This is a genomic window from Meiothermus sp. QL-1 (assembly GCF_003351145.1).
Taxonomy (GTDB): Bacteria; Deinococcota; Deinococci; order Deinococcales; family Thermaceae; genus Meiothermus.
Genome location: NZ_QQSV01000015.1, coordinates 1 through 17,186, shown reverse-complemented (window position 1 = coordinate 17,186; position 17,186 = coordinate 1). Strand labels below are relative to the sequence as shown.

The 17,186-nt window shown below is 64.7% G+C and carries 17 protein-coding genes, 1 rRNA gene and 1 pseudogene; 7 read left to right on the top strand and 12 right to left on the bottom strand.

Annotated features, from left to right (window positions below; translation table 11 throughout):
• A 16S ribosomal RNA gene (locus DV704_RS11790) occupies positions 1-125 on the bottom strand; the annotation flags it as partial.
• Positions 126-282: 157 nt separating this feature from the next.
• On the opposite strand from DV704_RS11790, the gene dnaX reads away from it, so the two are divergent.
• Positions 283-1,944, top strand: a complete 1,662-nt coding sequence (gene dnaX, locus DV704_RS11785; protein WP_114799779.1) for a DNA polymerase III subunit gamma/tau — start codon at positions 283-285, stop codon at positions 1,942-1,944.
• 1 nt (position 1,945) lies between these two features.
• Here the strand turns inward: dnaX and hisD are convergent, their stop codons facing one another.
• The 4 genes from hisD to DV704_RS12510 form a co-directional block, all read right to left on the bottom strand.
• Positions 1,946-3,199 (bottom strand): histidinol dehydrogenase, encoded by a 1,254-nt coding sequence (gene hisD / locus DV704_RS11780; protein WP_114799778.1) that lies wholly within the window; start codon positions 3,197-3,199, stop codon positions 1,946-1,948.
• A 12-nt stretch (positions 3,200-3,211) separates the two neighbouring features.
• The gene (locus DV704_RS11775; RefSeq protein ID WP_114799777.1) at positions 3,212-3,850 is read right to left on the bottom strand and encodes a DUF3108 domain-containing protein; all 639 of its coding nucleotides are present in this window, start codon (positions 3,848-3,850) and stop codon (positions 3,212-3,214) included.
• Between the two features lie 5 nt (positions 3,851-3,855).
• Positions 3,856-4,944 carry an aromatic ring-hydroxylating dioxygenase subunit alpha gene (locus DV704_RS11770; protein ID WP_114799781.1) on the bottom strand — a complete coding sequence of 363 codons (1,089 nt, stop codon included), beginning with the start codon at positions 4,942-4,944 and terminating at the stop codon, positions 3,856-3,858.
• 150 nt (positions 4,945-5,094) lie between these two features.
• The gene (locus DV704_RS12510) at positions 5,095-5,943 is read right to left on the bottom strand and encodes a DUF4384 domain-containing protein (protein WP_114799776.1); all 849 of its coding nucleotides are present in this window, start codon (positions 5,941-5,943) and stop codon (positions 5,095-5,097) included.
• A 144-nt stretch (positions 5,944-6,087) separates the two neighbouring features.
• Between DV704_RS12510 and DV704_RS11760 the strand changes: the two genes are divergently transcribed.
• From DV704_RS11760 to DV704_RS11750, 3 genes are all read left to right on the top strand, one after another.
• The gene (locus DV704_RS11760) at positions 6,088-6,729 is read left to right on the top strand and encodes a 1-acyl-sn-glycerol-3-phosphate acyltransferase (protein WP_114799775.1); all 642 of its coding nucleotides are present in this window, start codon (positions 6,088-6,090) and stop codon (positions 6,727-6,729) included.
• Positions 6,730-6,835: 106 nt separating this feature from the next.
• The gene (locus DV704_RS11755; protein ID WP_114799774.1) at positions 6,836-7,138 is read left to right on the top strand and encodes an HU family DNA-binding protein; all 303 of its coding nucleotides are present in this window, start codon (positions 6,836-6,838) and stop codon (positions 7,136-7,138) included.
• An 83-nt stretch (positions 7,139-7,221) separates the two neighbouring features.
• The gene (locus DV704_RS11750; RefSeq protein ID WP_114799773.1) at positions 7,222-7,986 is read left to right on the top strand and encodes an SDR family NAD(P)-dependent oxidoreductase; all 765 of its coding nucleotides are present in this window, start codon (positions 7,222-7,224) and stop codon (positions 7,984-7,986) included.
• A gap of 9 nt (positions 7,987-7,995) precedes the next feature.
• Here DV704_RS11750 and DV704_RS11745 read toward each other — a convergent pair whose 3' ends face one another.
• Together DV704_RS11745 and DV704_RS11740 are read right to left on the bottom strand one after the other, a co-directional pair.
• The gene (locus DV704_RS11745) at positions 7,996-8,697 is read right to left on the bottom strand and encodes an intradiol ring-cleavage dioxygenase (protein WP_114799780.1); all 702 of its coding nucleotides are present in this window, start codon (positions 8,695-8,697) and stop codon (positions 7,996-7,998) included.
• An 83-nt stretch (positions 8,698-8,780) separates the two neighbouring features.
• Positions 8,781-9,224, bottom strand: a complete 444-nt coding sequence (locus DV704_RS11740) for a hypothetical protein (protein ID WP_233498353.1) — start codon at positions 9,222-9,224, stop codon at positions 8,781-8,783.
• A gap of 151 nt (positions 9,225-9,375) precedes the next feature.
• Here DV704_RS11740 and DV704_RS11735 point away from each other — a divergent pair, with 151 nt between their 5' ends.
• Together DV704_RS11735 and DV704_RS11730 are read left to right on the top strand one after the other, a co-directional pair.
• Positions 9,376-10,038 (top strand): response regulator transcription factor, encoded by a 663-nt coding sequence (locus tag DV704_RS11735; RefSeq protein WP_114799772.1) that lies wholly within the window; start codon positions 9,376-9,378, stop codon positions 10,036-10,038.
• A complete protein-coding gene (locus DV704_RS11730) occupies positions 10,035-11,351 on the top strand; it encodes a HAMP domain-containing sensor histidine kinase (RefSeq protein ID WP_114799771.1) in 1,317 nt (438 codons plus the stop codon). The genes DV704_RS11735 and DV704_RS11730 overlap by 4 nt, the downstream gene beginning before the upstream one ends.
• On the opposite strand, the gene DV704_RS11725 is transcribed toward DV704_RS11730, so the two are convergent.
• The 5 genes from DV704_RS11725 to DV704_RS11705 all read right to left on the bottom strand — a co-directional run bounded on the left by DV704_RS11725 (position 11,329) and on the right by DV704_RS11705 (position 16,769).
• Positions 11,329-12,609, bottom strand: a complete 1,281-nt coding sequence (locus tag DV704_RS11725) for a cell wall metabolism sensor histidine kinase WalK (RefSeq protein WP_114799770.1) — start codon at positions 12,607-12,609, stop codon at positions 11,329-11,331. The genes DV704_RS11730 and DV704_RS11725 overlap by 23 nt on opposite strands.
• Before the next feature lie 13 nt (positions 12,610-12,622).
• Complete coding sequence (locus DV704_RS11720; protein ID WP_114799769.1) at positions 12,623-13,330, bottom strand: response regulator transcription factor; 708 nt, start codon at positions 13,328-13,330, stop codon at positions 12,623-12,625.
• Positions 13,331-13,419: 89 nt separating this feature from the next.
• Positions 13,420-14,655 carry an ABC transporter permease gene (locus DV704_RS11715; RefSeq protein WP_114799768.1) on the bottom strand — a complete coding sequence of 412 codons (1,236 nt, stop codon included), beginning with the start codon at positions 14,653-14,655 and terminating at the stop codon, positions 13,420-13,422.
• Positions 14,656-14,715: 60 nt separating this feature from the next.
• Positions 14,716-15,429, bottom strand: coding sequence for an ABC transporter ATP-binding protein (locus tag DV704_RS11710; RefSeq protein WP_114799767.1), 714 nt, complete (start codon positions 15,427-15,429; stop codon positions 14,716-14,718).
• Positions 15,426-16,769 carry an efflux RND transporter periplasmic adaptor subunit gene (locus tag DV704_RS11705; RefSeq protein WP_114799766.1) on the bottom strand — a complete coding sequence of 448 codons (1,344 nt, stop codon included), beginning with the start codon at positions 16,767-16,769 and terminating at the stop codon, positions 15,426-15,428. Before DV704_RS11705 ends, DV704_RS11710 begins: the two co-directional genes overlap by 4 nt.
• A gap of 132 nt (positions 16,770-16,901) precedes the next feature.
• Between DV704_RS11705 and DV704_RS12375 the strand changes: the two are divergent.
• Positions 16,902-17,186: pseudogene (locus DV704_RS12375) on the top strand (hypothetical protein); the annotation flags it as partial.

Genomic DNA, 17,186 nt, shown 5'->3' with positions numbered 1-17,186 from the left:
TAGGTCACCTACGTGTTACTCACCCGTCCGCCGCTAACCATGAGTCGCCCCATGGCCCGCTCGACTTGCATGTCTTAGGCATACCGCCAGCGTTCACCCTGAGCCAGGATCAAACTCTCCAGAAAAGTTATCGCGGCTAAACCGCGTTTGGGTCGTGTTGTTGCCCAACCTGCGCTTTCAAGGTTCCCGCCTCGCCTTTCGGCGACGCAAAGAGAAGCCTACCAAATAGCCCCCATTCTGTCAATAGCCAGATGTCAGGCCCATGGGGTAACCTAAGAAGCCGTGAGCGCGCTTTACCGCCAAGCTCGTCCCAGCACCTTCGAAGAGATGGTGGGGCAGGAACATGTCAAGGAAGTCCTGCTCAGCGCCCTGCGCGCCGACCGGCTGGCCCAGGCCTACCTTTTCTCAGGTCCCCGGGGGGTGGGCAAGACCAGCAGTGCCCGGCTAATCGCCCAGGCGGTGAGCTGCGAGCAAACCCCCAGGCCCTGTGGGCGTTGCGAAGGATGCCGCATGGTGCGGGAAGGCCGGCACCCCGATGTGCTGGAGATAGATGCCGCCTCCAACAACTCGGTGGAGGACGTGCGCGACCTGCAGGAGCGCATTCTACTTACCCCTATTCTGGGCAGGCGCAAGGTGGTCATCCTGGACGAGGCGCACATGATGTCCAAAAGCGCGTTCAACGCCCTCCTCAAAACCCTGGAGGAGCCTCCTTCGCACGTGATATTCATCTTCGCCACCACAGAACCCGAGCGGATGCCCCCCACCATTCTCTCCCGCACCCAGCATTTCCGCTTCCGGCGGCTCTCTGAGGTCGAGATTGCGGCCAAGCTGGAGCGTATTCTGGCCGGTTTGGGCCGCGAGGCCGAGTCGGAGGCCCTGCGGCTGGTGGCCCGTTTGGCTGATGGGGCCCTGCGCGACGCTGAAAGCCTTTTGGATCGGCTTCTAACCCTGGAAGGCCCCCTCACCCTGAGAAAAGCCGAGGAAGCCCTGGGCCTACCACCCCAAGCAGCCCTCTTCACACTGGCCGAGGCGCTGGACAAAGGACAGCTCCGCTCGGCCCTGGAGACCATCGAGAGGCTCTATGCCCAGGGCTTTGCAGCCCGCACCCTGGCAAACGGGCTGCTGGAAGCACTCCGAGCAGGGCTTTACGCCCGCTTGGGCCTTGCGCAAGGCCCACAGCTACAGGCCCCCGAGGAGCGACTGGTGGCGGCGATGACGGCCCTGGATGAGGCCATGGAAGGTCTGCTCAAGCGCTCCGACGCTCTTTCGCTCGAGCTGGCCCTTCTGAGGGCCCACCAGGCCCTTCACCCCGCTCCAGAACCCAGCCAGGCCGAGCCCGTCCCAAAAGCCCCACACGCAGGGGAAACCCCCCCGGGCCTTCACCCGCCGCGCCCAGAAGCAGGGGAGGAGCAAGATGCGGGCCGCACCAGGGCCTCTCCCCACCCAAAAACCTCCCCCACGAGGGAAGACTGGAGCGCCCGGTGGCGCCAGGTACTCATGGCCCTCAAGCCCACGGTAAGGGCCTTTGTGCGCGAGGCCGAGCCGCGGCTGGAGGAAGACCGGCTGGTGCTCCAGTTTCCTGAGTGGGCCAGCTTTCACTTCCAGAACACCCAAAAACACCTGGAGCAGCTTCAGGGGGTGGTGCAGGAGGTGCTGGGGAACTACCGGGTCGAGCTGGTGCATAAAAAAAAACCGGCTGAGCCAGGGGAACCCCTAGCGCAGCTCGAGCCCGAGGCCAAAGCACCAGAGCAAGTCGCCCCCAACTGGGAAGAAGAGCGCATATATGGGGAAGTTGAAGCCCCACCGCAGGCCCCCTTGCTCGAGGACCCCCGCTTCAAACGCCTGGTCGAGCTGTTCGGCGGGCGGCTGCGCCGCTTTCACCCAGAGGCGAGCCCAGGGGAGCTTGGGGTGCCCCTAGGAGAACGGGAAGAGGAGTTCGACTAGCCTAAGGAGCCCTGTTGCTGCGCCGGTCCAGCGCCCGGGCATGGGCCTCGAGCCCCTCCTCCCGGGCCATGCGGGCCCCCAAAGCGGCCAGCCGCGCAGCCGCACCCTGCTCCAGGCCCACCACCGGAATCACCTTGAGAAAATCGCGCAGCGAGAGCCCCCCGCCGAAGCGGGCCGTGCCCGAGGTGGGCATCACGTGGCTGGGGCCTGCGATGTAGTCGCCCAAAGCCTCGCAAGAGTGCTCCCCCAGGAAAACCCCCCCCGCATTCTGCACCCGCCCCAGCACGGCCAGGGGGTCGTGGATGGAGAGGCAGAGGTGCTCGGGCGCGTAGAGGTTGGCCAGCTCCAGGGCCTCCTCCAGGTCGCGCACCCAAACCAGGCCGCTCCTGGCCAGGGCCTCGCGGGCTATGGCGGCCCGAGGAAGCTCGGCGAGCTGGCGCTCCAGCTCCTCGGCCACCCGCTCCAAGAGCTCGCGGTAGGCCGATAGCAGCCAGGCCTCGGAGTCGGGGCCGTGCTCAGCCTGGGCCAGCAGGTCGGCCGCCAGGAGCTTGGGGTCGGCGGAGGCATCGGCGATAATCAGGGTCTCAGTGGGCCCCGGCAGGCCCTCCATGCCCACCGTACCGTAGACCTCGCGCTTGGCCAGCACCACATAGCGGTTGCCCGGCCCCACGATTTTGTCCACCCGGGGCACCGTCTCGGTGCCAAAGGCCAGGGCAGCAATGGCCTGGGCTCCTCCCATGGCGAAAAGGCGGTCGGCCCCGGCCACCCAGGCCGCCGCCAGGATGCCAGGGTGCACTTTGGGGGGCGAGGCCAGCACAATCTCGCCCACCCCCGCCACCTTGGCCGGGACCGCGGTCATCAAAACGGTGGAGAGCAGCGGGGCCGAGCCCCCCGGCACGTACACCCCCACCCGCTCCAAAGGGCGCACGAGCTGGCCCAGCACCCCATCGGGGCCGGCCTCTAGAAACCCACCCAGGGGCTCCCGGCGGTAAAAGGCCTCTATGCGCTCTTTGGCGGTCTCAAGGGCATCCCGCAGATCTGCATCCAGGCTTTCGTAGGCCTCGCGCCAGGCTCGCTTGGGGATCTCCTCCACCGGATGCCCGTCTATCTCCTGGCTCAGTTGCTGTAAGGCCGCGTCGCCCTCGCGTTCGACCTGGTGCAGAATGCGCCGTACGGTCTCCAGCGCATCGCCATAGTCCACGGTCGGGCGACGGTTTTTGAAGCGGTGGCGTACTTCCTCGGCGGTTCTAATCATAAAAGCCTCAGCTCAGGTGTACCGCCTGCGCCGGCGGCGAGCCACCCGCCTACCCCGCTGTGCGCTTGCCGGGGAGCACTGCACCTCCTGAAGCTCGGCCTCGAAGATGTGCTCCCCCACCTTCTGGGTAAGCCGCACCGGGTAGCCGGCCTCGTCGTAGTACAAAAGGCTCAGGCCGGGGCGCAGGCGGTAGAGCCTCAGGGGGCGTTCGCCCAGGCGCTGGTCGGGAAGGCGCTCCACATAGGCCCGCCCCCCCACCAGGCAGAACTTCCGCACCCCCCCCACCTCGAGATCGAGCGACCCTATCGCCAGCAAAAGCGAGAGGGGATCGTGCATATCGGTGAGGTAGGGGATGGAAAAGGCCTCCTTGCCCTGGCTTACCGTCACCAGCCCGTCCTGGTGGGAAAACTCCACCTCCATCACCCTGGCCCCGCTGCCCTCTACGCGCTCGCGGTAGAAGTGCGGCAGCCCCCAAGCATCGAGCTCGCTCTCCCAGCGCTGGCGGGTTTTGGGCGGGGGCAGGTCCACCTGGGCCTCCAGCACCACCCTCAGCCCCCCCCGGCGGGGCTCCAGGGTAAGGCACTGTTCCCCTGCCGGCTGGCCGGCATAGCGGAGGCTGTAGCGCAGCAGCTGGGGCACCGTCCGGTCCATCCCCCCTATCCTACCAAGGCCTCGGCCAGCAGCCGATGGAAGTGGTGCACCCCCGCCTCCCGCTTCACGCTGAAGCGCCCCCGGCGGTAAAGGCGGGATTTGATGCCCTTCTGCACTGCCTCCACCACCACCTCGTCCTCGCGCTCCACCCGGTCCAAGGCTGCCCCGGCCCCCTCCTCCAGCTTGCTCGGGTCCCACACATAGGGCAGGAAGGACACCTTGGTGAGCTCTGGCCCCAGGGGGCGCACCAGGTTCACCGAGAGGCCCCAGGGGTAGAAGTTGAGCATCAGGTTGGGGAAGACCCAGTAGTAGTAGGCCGCGATGCGTCGGCCGTAGTCGGGGGCGTCTTTGGGCAGGTCGAAGGCGGGCTCACCGGGGGCGGCCACCCCGAGCTGCAGGCTGCACCACCGGTAGGTTTCGGTGGTGTAGCTGCTGTAATCGATGGCGCTGTTGAGCGAGGCGTGAATGTAGGGGATGTGAAACCCCTCCAGGTAGTTGTCGCAGTAAAGCGCCCAGTGGGCCCGCACCAGATAGTCGCGGGCCCGGGTGGGCTCAAAGTAGAACTCCTGCAGGGGCAACCAGCCCAGGCGCTCCTCAATGGGCCGCAGCACCTCTTCAAGGGGCACCTTGGGCTTCAGGCTGGCAAACAGGAACTTGCCCCGCCAAACGCCAAGGGCCACCCTGGGCAGGTCGTCCTCGGGGCTTGGGAACCCCTCCACCCCCTCGAACTCCGGCATGGCCTGGAAGCAGCCGTCCAAACCGAAGCGCCGCCCGTGGTAGCGGCAGCGCAGGTAGCGGGCCTGGCCCGCGGTCTCGGCCACCAGCATCCCCCGGTGGGTGCAGACGTTGGAAAGAAGATGCAAACGGTCGTCGAAGTCGCGGGTAAGGAGCAGGGGCTCGTCCAGACAGCCCTCGAGGAGCACCAGGGGCTTTATGCTGCCCGGGGCCTTGAGGTCGTCGGTATCGCCCAACCACTGCCAGCTTTGGGCAAAGACCCGCTCTTTTGCGGCCTCGTAGAGGGCAGGGTCCTTGTAGAACTCGGCAGGTAGGGTGGCAGCCTTGGCAATCTCGGGGTGGACCTCCAGCTTCTCCATAGACTCCTCCAAGCAAAAAAGCACAGCCAGACGCTGGCTGTGCTTGGGGGCAGGGCTCACTTGCCCGCTGCGACGATGGCCCGGGCGAAGCGAAGCGGCCTGGTGGCGTTCAAGTGGGTCGGCACCAACGCCTATTATAGCCCGAAAGCCCTACCTCCCCCACCCCAGCCGCACCACCAGCTCCCCACCCCTAGGGGTTACGGTCACCTCGAGCCGGTCCCCACCCCGCTGGTACAAGGCCTCGTAGGCCATGCTCTTTTTCTCACCCCTGGCCTTGAAGCTCAGCTTTACCCAGCCTTTGGCCAGCAGATCGCGGTGGTAGTGGCTGAAGACCTGCTCCACATCCCCCCCTCGGTAGGCCACCCGGTAGCCGGTGGCCTCGCGCTCCTCCCACACCACCTCATAGCCTGGCGCGGGCGCGATGTAGAAGAGCGGGGGCCTGGGCTCCGCATGGGGGGGCCGGACGGTGTAGCGCACCGTGTGGCTAACCCAGTCGCCGTCGGGCAGGGGTGTTACCGCAATCGAGAGGGCCCGGACCAGGTTGCCCGCCCCCTGCACCCGCATCCGCCCACTTCTGATATCGGCAATTTGGGCCAGCGAGAGCGGGGTACGGCTGGCCACCGCCAGCACCTGGTCTACCCCCGCCGGCCCGGCGATGGTGAACTCGTAGCGGGCCCCGTTCTCGGGAAAGACCCGGGTCTCGCCCGCGCGCAGGTGGTTGTTGGGGCTGTAGGGGTTGGGTAGGATCAGGTCAATCTGACCACCGGCGTTGATGTTGAAGAGGTAGACGTAGGCGTCCTGGTTGACCTGGACATAGATGCGGATCTTCTCGCCGAAGTGGTAGGTGGCGCTCCCCAGCCCATCCGGGTCGCGGTCAAGCCAGACGCGCACCCTGAGGTCGGTGGGCACTGGGTTGACGATGATGCCCTGCGGGCTCACCACCGGGGTAGCCAGCGCTATCAGGAGCGAAGCGACCAGAGCTGTGAAAAGGTGCTTCATAAAACCTCCTGGGTCTAAAGGTAGGGGGTGCCCAACCCTTTGCCATGAGTAGGGCATCAGCGGGGCTTAACCCTGGCCTTGAGGCTTCCTTTAGGCCGGTCGGGGCTGCCACCAAAGACCGTCTATTTTTTATGATGGGGTGCCATGTATGCGCACGGCTTGGCGGTCTACAGGTTGTCCAAGCTTCTGGCCACGGCGCTCCTCCGGGTGCTATTCGGCTTTCGGGTGGAGGGGGCCGAGAAAATCCCCAAGGAAGGCCCGGTAATCCTGGCCTCCAACCACATGTCTTTTCTCGACCCCATCGTGATGGGGGTGGCCTGTCCGCGGGTGGTGAGCTACATGTCGCGCGACGACCTTTTCCGATACCCCATTCTGCGCTGGCTGCTGCCGCGGCTTTACGTCATCCCGGTGGCGCGGGGCACAGGCGATCTAGGCGCCATCAAGGCTGCGATCCGCACCCTCAAAAGTGGGCTGGCGATTGGTATCTTTCCCGAGGGCCGGCGCAGTCGCAGCGGCTTTATCGAACCTTTCAAGACCGGCACCGCCGCCATTGCCCTACGCACCGGGGCCACCATCGTTCCAGCCGCCATCATCGGCAGCGACAAGGCCTGGCCGGTGGGCAGGGGCCCCCGCCTGCGGCGGCCCATCCGCGTGGTTTTCGGCGAACCCATCCCGGTGGCCCCTGGTAAGACCGATCACCAAAGCCTGGAGGCTCTCACAGAGCGGCTCGAGGCCGCCGTCACCGCCCTTCTACCCCCTGAATACCACCGGAGGCCCACCGTTTAGGCTTTCTGTTTTTAACAGAAAAGCTCTTCTTCTCGGTCTGGCGCTTGCAATTGAGCGATGAGGTGTGATAGACTTCGTCCCGAAGGGAAAAGAGAGGAGGTAACACATGGCGAAAGCGACTGCGAAGAAGACCAAGACCAAAGCCGACCTGATCGATCAAGTAGCCGCGGCAGCGGGCCTCAAAAAGAAGGACGCCAAGGCCGCGGTGGACGCTTTTATCAGCAAAATTGAGGACGCTCTCAAGTCCGGCAGCAAGGTCCAGCTCACCGGCTTCGGCACCTTCGAGGTGCGCAGCCGCAAGGCTCGCACCGGGGTGAAGCCCGGCACCACCCAAAAGATCAAGATCCCCGCCTCCAAGTACCCCGCCTTCAAGCCGGGCAAAGCCCTGAAAGAGGCTGTCAAGAAGTAGCGGTCATTCCCTTCCAACAGGGGAGGCTTGGGCCTCCCTTGTTGCTTTGGCCTGGGAAGCGCCGGGCTGGTTAGGATGGGGCCATGTTTCAGGGCAAGGTCGTGCTTGTTACCGGGGCTGCTCGAGGCATTGGCCGGGCCATCGCCGAGGCCTTCGCGCGGGAAAAAGCCCTCCTGGTCTTGTGCGATGTGCGCCCAGAGGGGCTGGAAATAGCCAAGCGGCTGGGGGCGCTCTTCGTGTACGCAGACCTCTCCCAGGCTGCCCACCGCGAGCGCTTTGTGGAGCAGGCGGTAAAGCAATGGGGCGGGGTGCACGTGCTGGTCAACAACGCGGCCATCGCTCCCCCGGGTTCGGCCCTCAGGGTGGGGCTGGAGGACTGGCGGCAGGCTCTGGAGGTCAACCTGACCGCCCCCATGCACCTCTCAGCCCTGGCGGCGCGAGAGATGGCCAAGGCCGGAGGGGGGGCAATCGTCAACATCGCCAGCGTTCAGGGGCTTTTCGCCGAGCAGAACAACGCGGCCTACAACGCCTCCAAGGGCGGTTTGGTGAACCTGACCCGCTCGCTGGCGCTAGACCTGGCCCCTCTTCACATCCGGGTCAACGCGGTGGCCCCCGGGGCCATCGCCACCGAGGCGGTGCTCGAGGCCATCCAGATGTCCACCCACCCCGAGCTCACCCGCCAGGACTGGGAAGACCTGCACGCCCTAAGAAGGCTTGGAAGGCCTGAGGAGGTGGCCGAGGCGGTGCTCTTTCTGGCCTCGGACAAGGCCAGCTTCATCACCGGGGCCATTCTGCCGGTGGATGGGGGCATGACCGCCAGCTTCATGATGGCTGGAAGGCCGGTTTGAGTCTTCTTTTCAGAAATTGAGCCCGATATCAAAGGTGGCGGCATACCCTGCCCCCTCTGGAGCGAGGTTGAGGAGGAGCTGCCGACCCCCGTTGCGGAAGATGGCGTCGTTGGCGTTGCGGGTGCGGGTGCCTGCCTTGGCATAGGGCGGATTAGCAAAAATACGGTCGCTCAGGGCATCGTCGAAGAAGAGCTGGGAGGTGAAGTCGCGGTTCTGGTAGCGAATTTTGAAGTGGATATGCACGGTGCGGCCCGGATACCATCCGGGGTAGATGGTGGTGAACTGGGCTGCTCCCTGGGCGTCGGTGAGCTGGTAGCCGCGCAGCCACCTCTCCCCCCGGGTATCGCCGTAGCGGTCCAGCACCCCGGAGTAAAGCCCTTGAGCATCGCACTGCCAGATGTCCACCATGGCACCCGGCAAGGGAGCGCAGCCGGCCGCCGAAACCCGGCTCACCACGAAGCGCAGGCTCAGGGGCACCCCGGGCTTGACCAGACCGGTGCTGGGGTCGGAGCGGATGTCCGAGCGGTTGAGACGCACGTCCACAAAGTAGGGCCCTTCAGTCAGGGCTGGGCGCACCACGCACGCGGGCAGGGCGGGCGAGCCTGCCTGGGCAGGGGTCCTCTGCCCCTGCAAAAGCCCACCCAGCCCCAGAGCGGCCAGGACCTCGCGGCGGCTCAGGATCCGTCCGATGGGTTTATCGTCTGCGTCCATTTTGGCCTCCTTCTCAAGGTTTCGCTGGTTGGCATGAGGAAGATTAAGGGCCCGTGGTGGGTTCACCACCACGGGCCGTTTGGCTACCGGCCCCGCCCCCGGTGGTCCCTCCAACCCCCCATGAAGCGGAACTGCACCGGCGTGTTCACGAACGCCCGGGCCACAGCCTGGCTGGTGGCCTTGAGGGTGTTGGCCTGCTCGCTGGTGAGGCGCCCGGCCTGCACCGCCTGGTCAATGGCCTGGTTGCGGGCCGTCACCAGGGCGGCCTCGAGCGCAGCGGGGGTCTTGCCGAGGTCGGTGGCCACCTGGCCCAGGGTCTTGGTGCCGCCTGAGAGCACCGCCAGTTCGGCGGGGGTTACCCCCAAGAACTGGGCCGCGGTGTAGTACAGGTTGCCCAGAATACCCCGCGGCACCTGCGCCGTGCGCGGGGTGGGCTGGGCCGGCTGGGGGGCCGGGGTCTGCTGGGCAAAAGCGCCCACCAGGGCCAGGCTCGATACCACCAACAGGGTTTTGACCGTCTTGTTCATAATCTCCTCCTTTGGGAAGCCTTCTGCTTTCCCGAGAGGAAGTCTGCGGCGAGGCGGTTACCCAGCAGTTACGACTCGCTGAGAGGACCTCTCATGAGCCACCGAAGGCCCCGTAACCCCCCCATAACCCATAGAATGCAGATTGGTAGAGATGCGGCTTTTGCTGGTCGAAGACGAGCCCAACATCGCTCGTCCCCTCTTGAGGCTCCTAGAGGCCCAGGGACATCAGGTGCGCCACGCCCCCGACCTCGCCATCGCCCGAACCCTGCTGGCCGAGGCCGAGCCCGACCTGATAATCCTGGACGTGCGGCTGCCAGAGTCGGAGGACGGGGGTTTCATCCTGGCCAAGGAGGCGCGTGGGGCCGGTTACAAAGGGCCCATCCTCTTCATGACCGCCCGCGATGCCCTGGAGGACCGGGTACGAGGCCTGGACGAAGGAGGGGACGACTACGTGGTCAAGCCCTTTGAGCTGCCCGAGCTCCTGGCCCGGGTGCGGGCTTTACTGCGCCGGGTGAGCGAGGTGAAGCAAAGCCGGGTGCAGCACGGCCCCCTCGAGCTCGACCTGGCAGGCCGCAGCGTGCGCTGGGCAGGACGACTGGTAGAGCTGAGCCCAAGGGAGTATGCCCTGTTGGAACGGCTGGCCCTCTACCCGGGGCGCGTCTACAGCCCGGAGGAGCTGCTCGACCTGGTCTGGGGTGAGGAGGCCTCGGATACTGGAGTGGTCAAGGTCTGCGTGCATCACCTGCGCAGCAAGCTGGACCCCCGGGTGGTGCGCACCGTGCCCGGGGGGTATAGGCTGGGAATCGAGCCATGAGCCTGCGGCTGCGCCTGGCCCTCTTCATCGCCGCGGCCATCGCCCTGGCCCTTCTGGTGCAGGGCTTTTTGGGGTATGCGCGCTTCGAACGTCTGCAGATGGGCAGCTTGGAGCGCGAACTGGATGCATACCTGGGGCGGGTGGCGGCCCAGGCCGATTCCCGACCGGGTCCCCACTTTGAACCGGCAGAGGAGGGTGGGCGCTACCCCTACCTGCTGGGCCGACCCCTGCGCAGGCTCCTGAATCCGGCCCCACCGGGCACCGTGGCCTACGCCCGGCTGGTGCGGGAGGGGCAGGTGGTAAGGGTCTGGGGCAACTTCCCTGGGGAAATTCCTCTGGACGACGCGCCCCAGGCCCGGCTAGAGCAAAACTGGCTCTACAAGAGCCTCTACCTGGAAAGCGGGGTCTATGTGCAGGGGGCCCTCGAGGCCAGCCAGGTGCAGCGCAGCCTGGCCGGTTACCGCCAGACGGTGCTCTTCACCGCGCTTTGGGTCTCGGCCCTGGGGGCCCTGGCGGCCTGGCTTCTAAGCGGCCCCGCGCTAAGACCCCTGCAGCACCTCCTCCAGGCCACCCGTCGCATCGCCGAGTCGGGCGACCTGAGCCTCAGGGTGCCCCAAGAAGGGAGCGGGGAGCTGCGCCATCTGAGCCAGACCTTCAACCAGATGATGGAACGGCTCTCGGCTTTCCGCCAGCGCGAAGCCGAGTTCACCCGCCACGCCGCCCACGAGCTGCGCACCCCGCTCACCGCCATCCGGCTTCAGCTCGATGCGCAAAAGCAAGGGCTCCTCTCGGCGGAAGAAACCCTGGCTGCCGTGCGGGAGGAGGTCGAGCGCATGGCCCACCTCAGCGAGTCCCTCCTGACCCTGGCCCGCGAGGGGCAGGGTCAGAAGGTGGGCCTTGACCTGGCCCGGCTGGCCCGCGAAGCGGCCGAACGCTGGGGGGCCACCTATCAGGGCCCCGAGAGCCTGCATCTCACCGGTGACCCCATCCTGCTGGAGCAGGCCCTGGAAAACCTGCTCAGCAACGCCAGGAAGCACGCCCCCGGCAGCCCCGTGGGGGTGGAGCTGGAAGATCGGCCCGGCTACGTTCTACTACGGGTGTGGGATCAAGGCCCCGGCATGCCCCCCGAGGCCCTGGCCCGGGCCGCCGAGCCCTTCTATCGAGCCCCGGGGGTGCGGGCATCAGGGCATGGGCTGGGCCTCTCGGTGGTGGCCCGGGTAGCCCAGGCTCACGAAGGGCAACTCTCACTCCAGCCCAACCACCCCCAGGGGCTGCGGGCCGAGCTCTGCCTTAGGAGGAACGCGCCGGCCTGAGGGGAAGCCGCAGCTCAAACAGAGCCCCCCCCTCCGGGTGGTTCCGGGCCGCGACCAAACCTCCGTGCAGCTCCACCAGGGCCTTGACGATGGAAAGCCCCAGGCCACTGCCCCCGGTGGCCCTGGAGCGTGAAGCCTCCACCCGGAAAAAACGGTCGAAAACCCGGGCCAAGGCCTCCTCGGGAATTCCCGGGCCGCTGTCACGAACCCGGAGGGTGGCGTGGGCTGCTTCAGCCTGCACCTCCAGCTCAATCCGCCCCCCCTCAGGGGTGTGGGCCAAGGCGTTGGTGAGCAGATTGCCTACCACCTGGGCCAGCCGGTCGGGATCGGCCTGAACAAGCACCGGTTGGGAAGGTAGTTTGAACTCCAGGGTGATGCGCTTGGCTTCCAAAGCAGGCTGAAAAGTCGCGACAAGACGCCGCACCTGCTCACCCAGATCCAACTCCCGCAGCACCAGGTTGAGCCGCCCCGCGTCGGCTAGGGAAAGGGTGCGCAGGTCCTCCACCAGCCGGGAAAGAAGCCGGGTTTGGTAGTGTAGCCGGTCCACCTCAGACTGCTCCAGGGGCAGTATTCCGTCTTGAATAGCCTCGAGCCGCCCCTGCATCACCGCCAGGGGTGTGCGCAGCTCGTGGGCAATGTCGGCGATCATGGCCTTTCGCTCAGCCTCTAGCCGCTCCAGCGAGGCAGCCATGTGGTTGAAGTTGCGGGCCAGCTGAGCCACCTCGTCCTCCCCCCGCGGGGTGGGAATACGAGCAGAAAGATCGCCCTGGGCCAGGCTGTTGGCTGCGGCGGAGATGGCCTCGATGGGCCTGGCAATTCGGCGAGCAAAAACTAGCGCCACCAAAACCCCCAAAACCGCGGCCACCAAACCAGCGATTAGCAGATTCTGCTGCAAGCGGACCTCTAGGCTGGGCCGGCGGGGGCGCGGAGGGGCCTGAAGCTGAACCGGCAGGGCCGTGGGATCGTCTAGTGGGGCGATGAAAAAGACCGGGTTGGGGTTGGCGGGATCGGGGGAAGGCCGCATCTGAACCCTAAGCTCCCGACCTGCGGCGAGCATCTCCTTCAGCTCGGGGGTAAGGCTCAGGTTGGGTGGGCGACCCTCATTGCGGCGCAAAAAGTCCCGCACCTCGGGGGGCAGCTCACGGAAGGTGCGCTCGCGCTGATAGGTGTTGAGGGCGATGGTGATCAGACTGGTGGTAACGGCCACCAGGGCCATCAGCAGGCTTAAACGAACCTCTAAGCGCTGGAAGAAGCGCATAGTGCCAGGAACCTTAGACATCTACCCAAAGGCGATATCCCACCCCCCGCACGGTCTCCAAAAGCCCAGCTCCCCCCGCAGCCTCCAGTTTTCGGCGTAGGTTTTTGAGGTGCACGTCCACCACCCGCTCTAAAGCACTGGATTCAGGCATGGCCGCCTCTAGCAGCTCAGCTCGGGTAAAGGCCTTGCCCGGCGTGCGGGCCAGAACCTCCAGCAAGCGGAACTCGGTGGGGGTAAGCTCAAGGCGGGTAGCGCCCAGGCGCGCCACTACCTTCTCGGTGTCGATCTCCAGGGGGCCCACCCGCAAAAGGACCTTGGGAGCCTCAGCCATCACCACCCGGCGCAAAACGGCCTTGACTCGAGCCACCACCTCACGGGGGCTGAAGGGCTTGGTCACGTAGTCGTCCGCACCGAGCTCGAGACCGAGCAGCTTATCCAGATCCTCGGCTCGGGCGGTGAGCAAAATAACCGGGGTGTTATCCTGGCTGCGGATGCGCCTGAGCAGCTCCAGACCGTCCATCTCTGGCAGCATGATGTCTAGAAGGATCAAGTCAGGTCGGGCAGCCCGGATTAGGCTCAGGGCCTGTCGCCCATCCGAGGCCCGGTCGGTGCGGAAACCCTCCCGGCGCAGATAGCCCTCTAGGATTTCGGCGATCTCCGGTTCGTCTTCCACCACCAGTACCAGCGCCACCCTATCCAGTGTATCGGTAGGCGAGGACATGGTAGTAGCCTGCCACAAAGCTGTGAAGGGTAGGGATGGAGCTCGTGTAGATTTTAAGTAGGCCTTCCTGAGGAGGCTATGACACCAGGCTACTCGTACCTGAGCGATTCTACCGGATCAAGGCGGGCCGCCCTCGAGGCCGGGTAGTAGCCAAAGAAAACCCCCACCGCTACCGAGAACACAAAGGCCAGCACCATGCTGAAGGGGTCAAAAATTGGCGTCACCCGCAAAAGCTGCCCCACACTGCCGGCCATGGCCAATCCCAGCAGTATTCCAAGAATGCCTCCACCCACCGAGAGCACCACCGATTCCACCAAAAACTGGGTCAAAATATCGCGAGGCTTGGCTCCTAAAGCCTTGCGGATGCCGATCTCGCGGGTGCGCTCGGTCACTGAAACCAGCATGATATTCATGATGCCAATTCCACCCACCAAAAGGCTAATCCCAGCTACCCCGCCTAGGAAGAGGGTCATGCTCTGGGTGACCTGGTTTACCGAGGCCAGTGCATCGGCCTGGTTTTGCACGCTAAAGTCGTACTCACTGGGATCGGTTGCCTTGCGCCGCTGGGCCATGAATTCGGTCAACTCCTGCTGCAACCGGGGCAGAACATCTTTGTCAGGAGCCTGGATATAAATGGCGTTTACCCGAGGCTCTCCCGTGCTGCTGCGCGAAAGCCGCTGGAGATAAGTGGAAAGCGGAATGATCACCTGGTAGTTGGGATTGGCAAAGCCCGAATCGCCCTTATCGGGCAGCACCCCTACCACCGTAAAAGAGATGCCTGCTACGCGCAGGCGCTGGCCGATGGGGTCCTGCCCCCCAAAGAGGTCCTGGGCGATACCGTAGCCGATCACCGCCACGCGCCGGCGGCCTTGCAAATCGGCCTCAGTGAAAAAAGCCCCCTCGACCGGTTGGGCGTTGCGCACACTGGCGTAGTCAGGCCAGGTGCCGATAACGGTGGCGTTTAGGTTGCTGGCCCCCACCTTCACCTGCTGGTTGCTTTGCAGGGCAGGAGCAATGCCTGCTATGCGCCCGGCAAAAGCTGTCTGGATGGCCTCGGCATCCTTTAGAGTAATGGTCTGGGGTCCGCCAGACCGCACCAGGCCAAAGCCAGGGCCCCGCCCCCCGGTGGCGCTACCGATGGTGATGAGGTTGGTGCCCAGGCTCTGCAGGGTGCGGGTGATGTTGGCTGTAGAGCCCTGCCCCACCATGGTCAGGGCCACCACCGCTGCCACCCCGATGATGACGCCCAGGGTGGTGAGCAGAGAACGCAAGGGGTTACCCAGAATGGCCCGCCAGGCGATGGAAAAAACCTGCAGGGGGTTCATGCCGGCCAGGCGGGAACGAGCCTTGGGAGAAGGGATGGGAAAAACCCGTGAGGGGCTCATCTAGCCAAGTCCTCCTACCGTGCGCCTGCGATGGGGATTTTGCACATCAGACTCAACCTTTCCGTCGCGAATGCGAACGATGCGCCCAGCGTACTCGGCTATATCAGGCTCGTGGGTGACTATAACCACGGTGGTGCCTTCCTCGTTGAGCTCCTGGAATAGCCTCATAACCTCCACGGCGGTCTTGGAGTCCAGGTTACCAGTAGGCTCATCGGCCAAAAGAATAGAGGGGCGCATAGTCAGGGCCCTCGCAATGGCCACCCGCTGCTTCTGCCCCCCTGAAAGCTGGGAAGGCAGGTTGCGCAGTTTATCCCCTAAACCCACCTTTTGCAGCACCTCAATGGCTCGTTCACGCCGCTCCTTCGGGCTGTAGCCCGCATAGGTGAGGGGCACCTCCACGTTTTCCAGCACGTTTAGGCGCGGCAAAAGGTGGAAGGCCTGAAAGACAAAGCCGATCTCCTGGTTGCGCATCTCGGCCCGTTCGTTCTCGGTAAGGGTGGTGACATCGCGGCCTGCCAGGACGTAGCGCCCCTCGGTGGGCCGGTCAAGCAGTCCGATGATTTGCATCAAAGTGGTCTTGCCCGATCCGGAAGGCCCCATCAGGGCCACCATCTCACCTTGCTGAATCTGCAAAGAAACGCCTCTCAGGGCTTCAAACTCGATGGCTCCACTGCGGTAGACCTTGCGCACCTGCTCGAGGGCCACCACCGTCATCGGCCACCTCCCGGCGGAGCCCCCACCCCAATTGGCAGGCGCAGACCGCCCTGTCCTTGGCTCTGCTGGCTCGAGCGCGTAGTATTCCGGCTGGGCAACACCACCCGCTGTCCTACCTGGAGGCCTTCCTGCACCACCTGATTCACCCCGTCGTCAGGCCCCAAAACCACCCGCACGGTTTCCCGGCTTCCGTCGGGTTGGAGGACCTCCACATAGGCCCGGTTACGCACCGTCTGCACCGCTCGCTTGGGAATGATCAGGGCATTGGGTATCTCCTCGACAATGATCTCACCTTCAGCAGTCATGCCGGGCCGCAGCTTGCGCTCGGGGTTGGGTATTCTCACCGTAACGTAGAAGAAGGCGATGTTCTGCTGCATCTGGGCCTGCGGAGCAATGGCCGTTACCACCCCCTCGAAGGTCTCACCGCTAAAGGCATCCAGCGTGACCTCCACCTTCTGTCCCACCCGGACCCGGGCAATCTCGCTCTCATCAATCTGTATGGGCAGGTTGATGCTGGTGTCATCGATTAGGGTAAGCAAAGCGGTGCTGTTGCTCACTGTGGTCCCCACACCGGCGTTGACCTCGGCCACCACCCCGTCGAAAGGCGCGTAGATCCTGGTAGCAGCCAGGTTCTCCTCGGCGTTCTTTACGTCCAAGCGCGCCTGTTCTACCGCAAGCTGAGCATTGCGCAAGTCCTGGGCATTGGAAGCCTCTCGAAGCGATAGAGCCTGGCGTGCTGTGCTCAAATTGACTCGGGCCACCTCGAGCGCGGCTTGGGCTTTGGCATAAGCATCGCGGGCGCTTTGCAGATTTTGGGCGCTAGCCCCTCCAAGGTCAAAAAGCTTCTGGGTGGCCTCTAGATTGGTGCGGGCAGCCTCCAAGTCACGCATCGCATTGTTGTAGGCCGCCTCCGCACTGGCTAGGTTCTGCCGGTTAGTAGCCTGGGCACTGGCCTGGTCGACCCGCAGCTTATCCAGGTTGGCCTGGGCTTTCTGCAGGGCCAGCCGAGCGTTCTCCAAAGCCCGGGCGTAGCTGGTGGGATCTAGCTCCACGATAAGCTGCCCCTTTTGCACCCGGTCGCCTACGTTGGGCAGCTTGAGCACGGTGCCGTTGACGGCGGGCTTGACCGAGAGGGACTGGATGGCCCCCAGGGTCCCCGGACCCGAGACCGAAACCCGAAAAACCCCTTGCTGCACGGTAGCAGTTGCCACCGCAGGCGTGGTGCTAGCCGTAGCCTTGGGCCGAAGGACGAGATAGGCCGCCAACCCCAGCCCCCCCATCAACAATAAAGCGATGGGCCAGAACCAGGGCATGCGGGCGCGCGAACGGGAATGGGTCATGCTCACCCCTGAATCTTCTCCCAGCATAGCCAATCTTCGGTGTATGGAATGCAAAGGTTTGGTGAAGACCCTAGGGGCCATATAATCAAAGTGCTGCAACCGTCGCAGTCATCAAACCCAGGAGGCAAAAGCTTGGACACCGAAAAGATCGAGGCTCTACTAGAACGCATTGCCCTCGCGCTTGAAAAGCTCGCTGGGCAATCTAAAACGGGCGACTACCAGCAGTATGTTGAAAAGTATGCCAAGTTCGTCCGCCTTCTCGGGCTCGACCCCGATCACTCCTTTCTTGTGGTGACGACTCCCCGTTCTGAAGAACGGGGAGTCGCGGTTCTCACGGGACGGCCCTTGCCGTATCCATCCCCGCAGGCTCCGTCCGAGCCCTGGCCAGGATGTTCAGCGCTGCGGCCACGTCCCGGT

Excerpts from the sequence above, each read along its gene's own strand:
- DV704_RS11745 (WP_114799780.1), bottom strand. The coding sequence starts at position 8,697 with ATGGACGCAGACGATAAACCCATCGGACGGATCCTGAGCCGCCGCGAG.
- DV704_RS11740 (WP_233498353.1), bottom strand. The coding sequence starts at position 9,224 with ATGAACAAGACGGTCAAAACCCTGTTGGTGGTATCGAGCCTGGCCCTG.
- DV704_RS11710 (WP_114799767.1), bottom strand. The coding sequence starts at position 15,429 with ATGACGGTGGTGGCCCTCGAGCAGGTGCGCAAGGTCTACCGCAGTGGA.
- DV704_RS11755 (WP_114799774.1), top strand. The coding sequence starts at position 6,836 with ATGGCGAAAGCGACTGCGAAGAAGACCAAGACCAAAGCCGACCTGATC.
- DV704_RS12510 (WP_114799776.1), bottom strand. The coding sequence starts at position 5,943 with ATGAAGCACCTTTTCACAGCTCTGGTCGCTTCGCTCCTGATAGCGCTG.
- hisD (WP_114799778.1), bottom strand. The coding sequence starts at position 3,199 with ATGATTAGAACCGCCGAGGAAGTACGCCACCGCTTCAAAAACCGTCGC.
- DV704_RS11735 (WP_114799772.1), top strand. The coding sequence starts at position 9,376 with ATGCGGCTTTTGCTGGTCGAAGACGAGCCCAACATCGCTCGTCCCCTC.
- DV704_RS11715 (WP_114799768.1), bottom strand. The coding sequence starts at position 14,655 with ATGAACCCCCTGCAGGTTTTTTCCATCGCCTGGCGGGCCATTCTGGGT.
- DV704_RS11760 (WP_114799775.1), top strand. The coding sequence starts at position 6,088 with ATGTATGCGCACGGCTTGGCGGTCTACAGGTTGTCCAAGCTTCTGGCC.
- DV704_RS11730 (WP_114799771.1), top strand. The coding sequence starts at position 10,035 with ATGAGCCTGCGGCTGCGCCTGGCCCTCTTCATCGCCGCGGCCATCGCC.
- DV704_RS11725 (WP_114799770.1), bottom strand. The coding sequence starts at position 12,609 with ATGCGCTTCTTCCAGCGCTTAGAGGTTCGTTTAAGCCTGCTGATGGCC.
- DV704_RS11750 (WP_114799773.1), top strand. The coding sequence starts at position 7,222 with ATGTTTCAGGGCAAGGTCGTGCTTGTTACCGGGGCTGCTCGAGGCATT.
- DV704_RS11720 (WP_114799769.1), bottom strand. The coding sequence starts at position 13,330 with ATGTCCTCGCCTACCGATACACTGGATAGGGTGGCGCTGGTACTGGTG.
- DV704_RS11705 (WP_114799766.1), bottom strand. The coding sequence starts at position 16,769 with ATGACCCATTCCCGTTCGCGCGCCCGCATGCCCTGGTTCTGGCCCATC.
- DV704_RS11770 (WP_114799781.1), bottom strand. The coding sequence starts at position 4,944 with ATGGAGAAGCTGGAGGTCCACCCCGAGATTGCCAAGGCTGCCACCCTA.
- DV704_RS11775 (WP_114799777.1), bottom strand. The coding sequence starts at position 3,850 with ATGGACCGGACGGTGCCCCAGCTGCTGCGCTACAGCCTCCGCTATGCC.